10 protein-coding genes are annotated in these 11,515 nt (G+C 44.1%); 8 read left to right on the plus strand and 2 right to left on the minus strand.

The window, feature by feature from the left end; translation table 11 throughout:
* Nucleotides 1-200 precede the first annotated feature (200 nt).
* On the minus strand, nt 201-998 hold the full coding sequence (locus EWH91_RS09435) for a TVP38/TMEM64 family protein (RefSeq protein WP_129929798.1): 798 nt from the start codon (nt 996-998) through the stop codon (nt 201-203).
* A gap of 673 nt (nt 999-1,671) precedes the next feature.
* On the opposite strand from EWH91_RS09435, the gene EWH91_RS09440 reads away from it, so the two are divergent.
* The 8 genes from EWH91_RS09440 to EWH91_RS09480 all read left to right on the plus strand — a co-directional run bounded on the left by EWH91_RS09440 (nt 1,672) and on the right by EWH91_RS09480 (nt 10,608).
* Entirely contained in the window at nt 1,672-3,042 is a 1,371-nt protein-coding gene (locus EWH91_RS09440) for an acetate/propionate family kinase (RefSeq protein WP_129929799.1), read from the plus strand.
* Between the two features lie 714 nt (nt 3,043-3,756).
* Nucleotides 3,757-4,695: a diacylglycerol kinase gene (locus EWH91_RS09445; RefSeq protein ID WP_129929800.1), complete on the plus strand. Its 939-nt coding sequence runs from the start codon at nt 3,757-3,759 to the stop codon at nt 4,693-4,695.
* Nucleotides 4,696-4,799: 104 nt separating this feature from the next.
* Nucleotides 4,800-6,179, plus strand: coding sequence for a 23S rRNA (uracil(1939)-C(5))-methyltransferase RlmD (gene rlmD, locus EWH91_RS09450; RefSeq protein WP_129929801.1), 1,380 nt, complete (start codon nt 4,800-4,802; stop codon nt 6,177-6,179).
* Between the two features lie 175 nt (nt 6,180-6,354).
* Nucleotides 6,355-6,612: a transposase gene (locus EWH91_RS15015; protein ID WP_165364294.1), complete on the plus strand. Its 258-nt coding sequence runs from the start codon at nt 6,355-6,357 to the stop codon at nt 6,610-6,612.
* Between the two features lie 242 nt (nt 6,613-6,854).
* The gene (locus EWH91_RS09460) at nt 6,855-7,433 is read left to right on the plus strand and encodes a cupin domain-containing protein (RefSeq protein ID WP_129929810.1); all 579 of its coding nucleotides are present in this window, start codon (nt 6,855-6,857) and stop codon (nt 7,431-7,433) included.
* Between the two features lie 339 nt (nt 7,434-7,772).
* Nucleotides 7,773-8,045 carry a hypothetical protein gene (locus EWH91_RS09465; protein ID WP_129929802.1) on the plus strand — a complete coding sequence of 91 codons (273 nt, stop codon included), beginning with the start codon at nt 7,773-7,775 and terminating at the stop codon, nt 8,043-8,045.
* A gap of 314 nt (nt 8,046-8,359) precedes the next feature.
* Nucleotides 8,360-9,787: a serine hydrolase domain-containing protein gene (locus tag EWH91_RS09475; RefSeq protein ID WP_129929803.1), complete on the plus strand. Its 1,428-nt coding sequence runs from the start codon at nt 8,360-8,362 to the stop codon at nt 9,785-9,787.
* Nucleotides 9,788-10,041: 254 nt separating this feature from the next.
* The gene (locus EWH91_RS09480) at nt 10,042-10,608 is read left to right on the plus strand and encodes a DUF4256 domain-containing protein (RefSeq protein ID WP_129929804.1); all 567 of its coding nucleotides are present in this window, start codon (nt 10,042-10,044) and stop codon (nt 10,606-10,608) included.
* A 143-nt stretch (nt 10,609-10,751) separates the two neighbouring features.
* Here the strand turns inward: EWH91_RS09480 and EWH91_RS09485 are convergent, their stop codons facing one another.
* Nucleotides 10,752-11,210: a helix-turn-helix domain-containing protein gene (locus EWH91_RS09485; RefSeq protein WP_129929805.1), complete on the minus strand. Its 459-nt coding sequence runs from the start codon at nt 11,208-11,210 to the stop codon at nt 10,752-10,754.
* Between the last annotated feature and the right edge of the window lie 305 nt (nt 11,211-11,515).

The raw sequence follows: 11,515 nt of genomic DNA on the forward strand, positions 1-11,515 counted from the left end.
GCTCCTTTTTTATCTTAAGAAGCACTCATTTTTGGCCGCGCAAGCGAGGGGACGGACGTGAAGGCTTGAAGGATAAAGGTGCGCCCGCCGAAAGTCAAACACCTGGCGAAAATAACAGACAGATAAACAGAGCCACATTTAAAGAGTAAAGAGAGGGTATCTCATTGTCATAAATCTGACTTTTGAGATACCCTCTTGGATCATTTTCGGTGAATAGCCCGTGGAAGATCAGGATATTTGTCTTTTTCCTCTGACCGATGGTGCCGGTGCAAAAGTGCCGTGATCCGCTTTTTCAGGAGAAAAGCAAGAACGATAATAATGATTGACGAACCTGTGACGATGGCCGCAAGCAGAAAATTTTCCTTGCGCAAGTTTGCACCGACATAACAGCTGATAAGAAGCGCGGGAATCCTGGCTGCAGCGGAGACGCTCAGAAAATAAAGCGGCCTGACGGGCAGGAGTCCGCCGACATAACAGAGAATGTCTTTCGGGATCCCGGGCAGTAAAAAGAGAATCAGTATAGCTAATTTCAATTTTTGTCCATTCAGCAGGATACTCATTTTTATAAGCTTTTCTTTAGAGATGAACAGCTGCAGCAGGGACATGCCAAACAGTCTGCCAAGGAAGAAGTTCACGGCAGAACCGAGTGCGATACCGATGATGGAAAAAAGAGATCCGGCGAGAGTGCCGTATATGTAGCCGCCGGCAATTTCCAGAAGTTCGCCGGGAACAACCGCGATAATTACCTGAATCATCTGTAACCCGATAAATATCAAAATGCTGATCCCGCCGAATGAATTCAGGAACCTCTCCAGCTTGCCGGGGTTTGCGGCCAGGCTGGTCAATGCAGGTCCGTACAGCCAGCTCAGCCAGATAATGCCGACCGTAATCAGCAGAAAAACGATAAGATTAAATATAAGCGGTCCCTTTTGTCCCCTGCGAATAGCAGTTCCCTTCCTTCTGCTGTCATCTTTTTTACTGATTACATATTCTATCATAGACAAAAAATCTGAAAAATAGAATAGACCCGGCAGGATCTTTAAATCGTTCTGCAGGCTGATGACGTATAGCACAGTTAAAATTTTATTTATCGCATGAACGGGCAGTGCCCCTCAGAGTCAAGAGGGCAAACGAACAGGCCCGGGCTCGCGAACGCTCGATGGGGTTCAACGACAATCCGTGGGGGGCGCGCAGGCTAAAAATAAGGCGTCCTGTGCGCCCCAGAATCTCCATTGATTAAAGCCTCATTCCATTTACCGCTCTATTATTCTTTTTCGATAAGGGGTCCACGAGTCTGCGGGTTCTGCTGCACCTTCCTGGGCTCTTTCTTTCTGTTGTAACCGGTCATAATCAGGATAACAGGCGCATGTCGAAAAAAATTCTGTTTTACGGAAACGGGGCCTTAATAACGAGAAAAAGGCTTTATGACAGGACAAACGGGCTATCAGGACAAGGAGATCAATTAACAAAAGAACGGACCGGAAAAATAAAAAGGGCGGGGCCGGCAGGATAACTGAACGTTCGTATCGAAATTCTTTGCAATGTGGTGTGCAGATGCCCCGACCAACCGTAAAATAACATAACAGGAGATAAGAAGGGCGAAAAGCAGAAAATCAGACGATTCCGGACGGTGACGGTTAGAAAAAGCCAAATCAGGAAAGGGATAAAAGAATGAGTGACAAACTGTTGGCGATTAATTCAGGAAGTTCTTCGCTGAAATACAAACTCTTTGACATGCCTTCTGAACATCTGATCCTCAGTGGAGCCTATGAGCGCCTGGGGAACCCAAATGCGGCGTTCAGGATGAACTTTAAAAACTTCAGGGCAAGTGGAGCGCTCGCTGTCACTTCTCATGAGAAGGCAGTAGATCATTTACTGAATCTTTTGCTTAATCTCCATGTTGTGCATTCACTCGATGAAATCAGGGGTGTCGGGCACCGGATCGCACACGGAGGCGAAATCTTCAAACATCCGGTTCGGGTCGACCAGTATGTGCTGCAGACGATTGACAGGCTGAGCGATCTCGCGCCGATGCACAATCCGGTGAATGCAGCAGGAATCAGGCTCTTTTCCGAGGCGCTGCCGCAGGCCATTCAGGTTGCGGTATTTGATACGTCGTTCCATCAGACGATGCCGGCAGAAAACTATATGTATCCGATCCCGTACGAGTATTATGAAAAATATAAAATCAGAAAATACGGCTTTCACGGGACCAGCCACGAATATGTTGCCCAAGAAGCAGCAAAAATTCTGGGGAGAAAGATCACCGAACTGAAAATCATTACCTGTCATCTCGGTAACGGTTCAAGTATTTGCTGTATCGACCGGGGGAAATCCATCGACACATCGATGGGATTTACACCGACCGCGGGACTGATGATGGGGACGCGATCAGGAGATATTGATCCGACCATCCTGACCTATTTGCAGCGGAAATTGCATTTGACAGTCGATGAGACAGAAGAGGTGATTAACCGGAAATCAGGGATCATGGGCGTGTCAGGTGTCTCTAACGATTTTCGAGACGTCCTTGCATACGCAAATAAAGGTGACAAACGGTCCATTCTGGCCATCGAGATGTTCACCCGGAGAATCTGTTCATTTATTGAACGCTACAAATCAGAACTTGGAAAACTGGATGCGCTTGTGTTTACGGCCGGTATCGGAGAACATTCTCCTTTTTTACGCAAAAAGGTTTGCGATAAGCTGAAAGGGCTGCATATTTATCTTGATTTGGAAAAAAATGAACAGAACGGGCCAATGATCCAGTCAGAGGCATCGGAACCGGCCGTTCTGGTGATTCCGACTGATGAAGAGCTGGTGATTGCCCGCGAGACCTTTCACTTGCTGCGGGAGGCCGAATCGCCGGTTATCATGACTGACCAGCCGGTACGAAACAACCTGCAGGTCAGCTCTTCACTTAAAGAGCGGATGATTAAAGCAGATAAATGTAAGCGGTTTCTAATAAAAAATACCTATAACTCTTCCCTTCAGGACGAAAACGAAGGCAATCAGGCCGGTGGGACTGAGTATCATCAATAAACCGGGGATCAGAAGGATTTCGATAGGCTATTAATGAAACACTTACAGAAGTATTCAGAAAACAGAACAGGCGATAGAGAGCAGTATCGAAAAAACGAGAAGACGGCTGTTCCGTTGTTTCGGAAATCATTATCATATGACGATCAGAAGTGAAAAAACAGGGATTTGGTCGTTTTCTGCCGGATTCCTTTTAAATTTAGGGTGCCGAAAGATGAAATAAACTATGGATGATCTGTCATCAGGACGGAATAGCTCCGGTCAGCCGGCTTCTGTACTGAAGGCTCACTCTGGCTTCACTTCGACCGGTATCGTTCTGCTTCTTTCTCTGTTTGTTCTCCCCTTTTCTGCCGGGGGGCTACCTGTTATTTCAGCAGATAATAAAACAGGCTGGAGACCGTTGATCAGCTGATCTGAAAAAAATGCCGAAAATAAATAAGAAGAGAGAGCAGGGGGTCTGTGTTTCACTCCGTCTGTTTTTTTACCATAATGGGGGGATTCCCTTTCTTTTGTAAGGGTTTGAGAAGGATCACCTCCTCTTTTTTTTCGTGCCATCTGAATTTACGGGCTCGGACAGTTGTCATTGATGCTTTGCTTTTAAAAAAGGATTCAAATATAATTATCGTAGTTAGCTTTTATTCAGATAAAGATAACGGAGGATCCCCCCGGGCGTGTCCGACGGTACTTGCTATACAGAGAGTGATTGGGTGATAAAGCATGAAGAAGGCAAGATTGATATATAATCCAACTTCCGGGCGAGAGATGGCGAAAAAGAGCATCGCCTATATACTGGACAGACTGGAAGGCGCAGGCTATGAAGCATCAGCGTATGCAACAAAAGGTAAGGGTGATGCAACCCGTGGTGCACATCTGGCAGTGAAAAGGAAGTTCGATCTGGTGATTGCAGCAGGTGGAGACGGGACGATTAATGAAGTCATTAACGGACTTGCTGAGAATGAATACAGGCCAAGGCTGGGTGTTCTTCCGATGGGTACGACCAATGATTTCGCCCGGGCAGTAAATATCCCGCGCGATATAGTCAAAGCCTGCGACGTGCTGTGTGCAGGTTACGAAATGCCCGTTGATATCGGAAAAGTGAATGACCGCTATTTCATCAATATTGCCGGTGCCGGAAAATTGACGGAACTCAGCTACGACGTTCCGAGCAAACTGAAGACGATGCTCGGTCAGCTGGCCTATTATATCAAGGGCATTGAAATGTTGCCTTCACTTCGCCCGACAAACTGTACGATTCACTATGATCAGGAGACCTTCTCCGGGGATATCATGCTTTTTCTTGTATCCAATACAAATTCCGTCGGTGGTTTCGAACGGCTTGCACCGGATGCCCGGCTGAATGATGGTCTGTTTGACCTGATCATTTTAAAAGCGGTTAATCTGGCTGAATTTATCCGCCTGGCTTCACTTGCTTCGCGCGGTGAACATATGAAAGATCCAAAAGTGATCTACGCTCAGGCGAGCCGGATCAAAATTGAAACAAATGAAAAGATGCAGCTGAACATTGACGGGGAATACGGCGGTGATCTTCCCGGAGAAATCGTTAATCTTCGTCAACATCTTCAGTTAATGGTACCGAAGAAAGTCTCTGAGGAGCAGTCAGCGTTATTAACACAGATTGAGCAATCGCTGCAGTAAAAGGAATGGAGTGACTAAGGTGTGTCCGCATGACCTGGGCGGGTACACTTTTTTCATGGGGTTAACAAAGCCGTGGCTTTTTAACCGGAAAGGAGCAATAAATCATGTCCAAAACCCTGCCTGTTTCAAAAAATGATCAAATAGAGGTCTCATTTTCCGATCTGACTCAGGATGGATCGGGTGTAGCAAAAACAACAGGCGGCTACACTTTGTTCGTTCCGGGGGCGCTGCCTGGTGAGAAGGCCAGGGTACAGGTAGTGAAGACAAAGAAAAATTACGGATTTGCCCGAATTTGTGAGCTGACTGAGCGAAGCCGCATGCGAACCGATCCGCCCTGCCCGATTTTCGATCAGTGCGGCGGATGCGCCATTCAACACGTTGCGGCCGGCGCTCAGCTCGACTTCAAACGCGGTCTGGTGCGGGATGCCCTCGCACATATCGGCGGGTTTAAAGAAATTAATGTGGAAAAGACACTCGGCATGGCGAATCCGTGGTACTACCGGAATAAAATTCAGGTTCCAGTTGCGATTCAGCACGGTTCCTTTGCTTTTGGCTTTTATCGAAAACGCAGTCACGATATTGTTCCGATGGATCACTGTCTGATCACCGATCCGCTGATTGACGAAATCGTACAGACAGCCAGGACATTTATGGAGACGGCGGGAGTCGAACCCTACAATGAGTCGAAAAACCACGGCGTTCTCCGTCATGTCATGGCGCGGACCGGCCGGAATACCGGTGAAGTCATGGTTGTTCTTGTCACACGAACCAAAGACCTCCCGCACCGGAAAAAACTGATCAAAACGTTAATCGGCAAATACCCGCAGATCAAGTCAATCATGCAGAATATCAATCTGAAACGGACGAACGCTATATTCGGAGAAACAACGAAAACGCTGTGGGGGCGCGACGTCATCTATGACCAGATTGGCACGGTCAGATTCGCTATTTCCGCCCGTTCCTTTTTTCAGGTTAATCCGCAGCAGACGGAAGTGCTCTACGGTAAAGCACTCGAATTTGCGGGACTCACCGGAGAGGAGACAGTGATTGACGCTTATTGCGGCATCGGTACGATCTCCCTTTTCCTTGCAGGACAAGCGAAACAGGTCTACGGTGTGGAAATCGTCCCCGAGGCGATTGAGGACGCACGAAAAAATGCCGAACTGAACCAGATTGCGAATGCCCGCTTTGAAACCGGTAAGGCGGAGGAAGTTATACCGAAGTGGCGTGATCAGGGTATTAAACCGGACGTAATCGTTGTGGATCCACCGCGCAAAGGCTGCGACGCTGCCCTGATTCAGACCATGCTGGACATGAAACCTGATCGGATCGTTTATGTATCGTGTAATCCGGCAACCCTTGCCCGCGATCTGAAAATGCTGGTACCAGGCGGATACGCAGTGAAAAAAGTTCAGCCGGTGGACATGTTCCCACAGACGACACACGTGGAGACGGTTGCACTGCTACAAAGGAATTTTGTCTAACTAAAATATAAACTTTCAAACCAAAATCACGGGAAAGCCAGAATCAACGTTGAGTTCGGTGCGAAGGTCGCGATCATCCTGGTCGATGGAGATGCACTGATCGAACAACTCAACTGGGCTGGGACAACTTCAACGAGGGGAAAACTCTTCAGGACTCTGTCGAAGCCTATCGAAGGTGCTGTGGCTTTTATCCGGAAGCCGTCCTGGCCACACACTCTATCGCAATCGGAAGAATCGGGTTTTCTGCAAGGCACGTAACATCCGGCTCAGCGGACCGAAACTCGGCCGGAAGCCGAAAGATAAACAAGCCCGGAAAACAGATCGAAGGGTGGAGCAGAGCGACTTTAAAGGCCGGATCCCGGTTGAAGGAAAGTTTGGACCAGGCCAAACACCTCTTTGGGCTGGACAAGATCTACGCGATGCTCAGGAATGAAACGGTGATTGCGCTCAAGTTTCTGGTTTTGAACTTAGAGAGACGCCTCAGGGTTTCTCTGCGCTTTTTTATGGCTTTTCCGAACGTCGATTCTATTTCCGCAGGGTTTCGGTAATTTTCAGGCCTAAGTCTGTCTGAAAATTATAATTACTGAAAATCGGGATGGGTGCAACAAACCCTAAGTACAGTCATGATAACAATTGCATAAGATAATTAGAAAAACTGATGAGGGAATGAGAAAAATGTACTATAACCCATATGGGTATCAATATCAGTATCCTAATTATGCTAATGTACCTGTGTATAACTATGGAAGACATTCCGCTTACTGCCCTTATTCTAAAAAGAATGAGCAGGTAAACGGGTTTGCTTCTTTTCGCTCTTCCAATGGTAATGGAACTATTTTGCTAACAGATTATGGACCAGGGCCATTTGTCATAAATATCAATGAAGCATCAAAGCAAAACAATACATTTCGTACCGCTTTATGGACTGGAACACACTTGCAAGTGACATTAATGAGTCTTAATGTTGATGAAGATATTGGTCTGGAAATGCACTCAGACGTTGATCAATTTTTACGAATTGAACAAGGTCAAGGGATTGTTCGCATGGGAAATAGTCCAGAGAATTTGAACTTTGAGAGAAGGGTGTTAGATGACTCTGCTATTATGATACCCGCAGGAACTTGGCATAATTTAATCAATACAGGTAATGTTCCACTGAAACTTTATTCAATTTATGCTCCGCCTAATCATCCATTTGCCACAGTTCATGTTACCAAAGAAGACGCTATAGCTGCAGAAGAAGTTCATGGCTAGAGCAAGGTCTGAGCTATGTTAACGTCAGGCACTACTGCGGACAGTTACAGTGCATGATGACAAAATTGAGGTGGAATTCAGGCCAGGCATAAGTATAGATGTTGAAAATTGAACTGAACAACTAAATATTATTAGGATCTGACACCTTGTTGAAATACGAGGTGTTTTCATATTTATTGTGATGAGTCAAAACAAATTAGATTGTTTATTCACAAAACTGATATAATTTTTTATAGAGTAAACGGCGAACCAGGGCGTGACCTTTACAGTGGATGCAAATGTGTATGAGAAATATTGAATGTAACAAATGAAACACAAAACACCGCAGTGGAAAGCTGTATGCGTTGGTATATTGCAAAGACTTTTGAAAAAGCATCACAAACCGATAAACCAAAAATAGTAGCAAGACAGAATAAGGATACAAGCAGGGATTTTTACGGAAAAGCAAATAAGCCGAATCAATATAACCACAAAATTATCCGCGCTTATTTTAAGACAGTGGCTACCACAGGTCGTGCTACTATAGACATAATGGAACGCTTATGCAGTGATGAAAGGATAAGAAATTTCAGGATGAAACAACAAGACCACAAGCTATTGAGGCAGCCATAGTTAATGTTCCGGCAGACAGCAAAGAGTATGCAAGGGAAATTCTGAATAAGCTGTACAATACAATATTTGTGGAAAAGCTGATTCGCTTTACGGAAACACAGGATATGAAGCAGGACGACGCTCTGGAAATGTTCGTAAGATTTAACAGTGGTGGTAAAGTCCTCCGCAAGTCTGAAATAACAATGTCTATTTTTGAGGCTTACTGGCCAAGTGCTAAGACTGAGTTTGGGAAACTGCTTGCTGATTCTTATACCTACCGGTTTTGGATCTGATTTTATATTGTTCTCTTACATTTTTTTTAAAAAGGAAAGTTTATGAAAAAGACTATTGTTTTTGTATTAACGATATTTATATTATTCTCAAGATTCGCAACACAAAGTTCTGCGTTGTCAGATTCGCAATCTGCGGCAATACAAGAGTTGCTGGATGATGCCTGTCGTATATCAGGTGTGCCGGGAATGTCAATCTCAATACTTGCTGATGATGAAGTGTTCTACTTTTCTTCCGGGTATGCAGACCGTGAAAAAGGATTGCCTGCAAGTGAAAATACACTCTATGAGTTGGCCTCGGTTAGTAAAGCTTTTACCGGCATGGGTATTTTGTTGTTGGAAGAGCAAGGGCTGCTATCAATGACTGACCCTGTCCAAAAATATTTACCTTGGTTTACATTAAAGTATCAAGGGAAACCTGTTGATATGCAAGCCCTTACACTTAATAACTTTCTTCACCATACCAGCGGACTAACAAATGGTAGGCATACTCAAAATATTCCACAAGGCAATACGCCGGATATGCTGCAAAAGACTCTGGAAATGCTGGTAGATGCTGAATTGGCGTTCCCTCCCGGTGAACAGTATAACTATGGAACCGTTAATTATGACTTATTGGGTTTGGTTATTGAAATTGTGTCGGAACAAAGCTATGAAGACTTTATGAGGGAACAGGTATTTCAGCCGTTAGGTCTTCATCAGACGTATGTTTATAAAGAAGATGCTCAAGCCACCGGACAGTTGGCACAGGGCTACCGATCTTCCTTTTTTATGACAACTCCATATAACGCGCCGGATTATGCCGGGAATAAACCCGCAGGCTACATCATTTCTTGTACAAAAGATATGGCGCGTTGGATGGGCATACAGATGGGTATCGTGCAGGACATACCCGAAATATTTCATACGGTTATCGAAAAATCACATCAGAGTGATATGTCTGTTTCGGCTGTCAACGATATGTATTATGCGGCAGGCTGGTCGGTAAACGCCGACCAAACGATTATAGAACACACAGGGGGCAATCCCAATTTCAGAACCGAAATAGCCATACTGCCAAATGAACGAACAGCCGTCTGCTTGCTGACCAACGGCGCAAATACCAATATTAGCCTGGTACTAAAAGTTAAAGATATATTAGACGGCAATCTAACGCAGTCATATGAAATAAGCGGCACACAGCTTTTGGACATCATTTTGTCTTCTACCACAATTATTCTTTGCCTATTGTCCGTTATGTTATTTCTCTTAGGATTATGCAGAAGGAAAATAAATGAGCGTCAGCCAATGACAAAAAAAAGAATAATCGTAACATTTATTTTCCTGATCGTTACGATTGCCCTGTGTATACTGTGCTGTGCCTTCGATTGGTCAACGATACTTATTTGGCAAACATATAGTGTTCTTACAGCTTTGATTTCGTCGACATTATTAACAGCAAGCGTTACATGGTTTGTATACACTCACCGATAAAATGCCTCGTTCCGAAAATAAGCGTCGATGAGATTATGAGCATAATCTGTATTTAATGTTTATTGGCATTTTTCTTTCATACAAACGTTGTGGATATGTTCCTACCTACCGATAGTCCCAAAAACGCAGTAGATATGTTCCCGAGAATGGACATACTCAGATGACATTCATTCTGTCCTATCGAGCCATATAGAGACGGTCGCACTGCAACAAAGGAATTTGTAACTAAACAATAGGAAATGAGGAGTTCTGGAATGAATAATGAAAAAAGGAAGCTGTCACCAGAACAATGTGCAGAAATACTCGGTGTATTGAAAGCCCGCTTTGAGAAAAACATGAATCGCCATAAGGGACTCGAATGGACTAAAATACAAGCAAAGCTGAAATCGAATATTGAAAAACTGTGGTCCCTCAATGAAATGGAAATAACCGGCGGTGAACCGGATGTTGTTGGTCACGATATAAAGACGGACGAATACATTTTTTATGATTGTTCAGCGCAAAGTCCTAAAAGTCGCAGAAGTTTTTGTTACGACCGCGAGGCACTGGAATCAAGGAAAACACACAAACCTGAAAACAACGCTTTGGACAAAGCTGCTGACATGGGTATCGAGCTATTAACGGAAGAACAATACCGGGAGCTGCAGAGACTTGGAAATTTCGATACTAAAACATCGAGCTGGGTGAAAACACCTTCTTATATCAGAAAACTCGGTGGGGCCATTTTTTGTGATCGTCGCTACGACACTGTTTTTGTGTATCACAATGGAGCAGAGAGTTACTATGCTGCCAGGGGTTTCCGGGGCTCGCTGAGGGTTTGAATTTTGGCTCGAAACGCAGCTTGATGAAAGGACGCTGGCGGCTTATATCCCATGAGGATAGACTTCGCTAAAAAGTTAGATTATAAGCATTCTTTTGTTTAAATGACTAAGGCTTATTTAAAAGCTAAAAAGGGTAGCGACTGCTACCCTTGAATATATTTATTTTTTAACTGATCTGAGCCAACCCCACCAATTATCATTAAAGTTAACGGTAAGAAATTTGATAGAATTTTTGGCAAGCCATCTGGAATTACAATATTTGTACCAATAAAATGATTTAAGCCAATGATAATTAGTTTTGTGACTAACAAAAATACCCCTAATAAAAACACACTATCAAAGACCGTTTTCCATTTCGGATACGCCAATTTCTTACTATCTCGAATGACTTTTTCCTTCAATTCTTCGTCACTCCTCAACATTTCATCTATTGTAATACCGAATAAATCACCTAAAGCAATGATAACTTCGATACTGGGATAGTTCTTACCAGTTTCCCATTTTGAAACTGATTGGCGACTAACATGAATTTTTTCAGCAAGTTCAGTTTGTGACCAGCCCCTTTTTTCTCTTTCCTTTTTTAATCGTTCACTAAAAATCATGTTTCGTCACTACCTTTCTTTATTACAAGTATTGCTGAAGTGTACATCTAAAGTAAAGCGAGTTGTAGGTGCATCAAGGTGCAACCTCTTGTTGCCAACTAAAAGCCTTGTCATTTTTGAGTTATATTACCTGAATTATTCATAGCAGCTTATTTTCTATGGTTTAGGTGGTAATTTTGCAAAGGATTTTACAGATTTTTACTAAGCGAACAACTTAACGATGATTTTGAATGCCTGTTGGCCCGCATGGAACATGCGGACAGCCATTTTCTCGTTTTCAGGGCAGACGAATCCCGTCGTTTCCA

Source organism: Sporolactobacillus sp. THM19-2, from assembly GCF_004153195.1.
Classification (GTDB): Bacteria; Bacillota; Bacilli; order Bacillales; family Sporolactobacillaceae; genus Sporolactobacillus.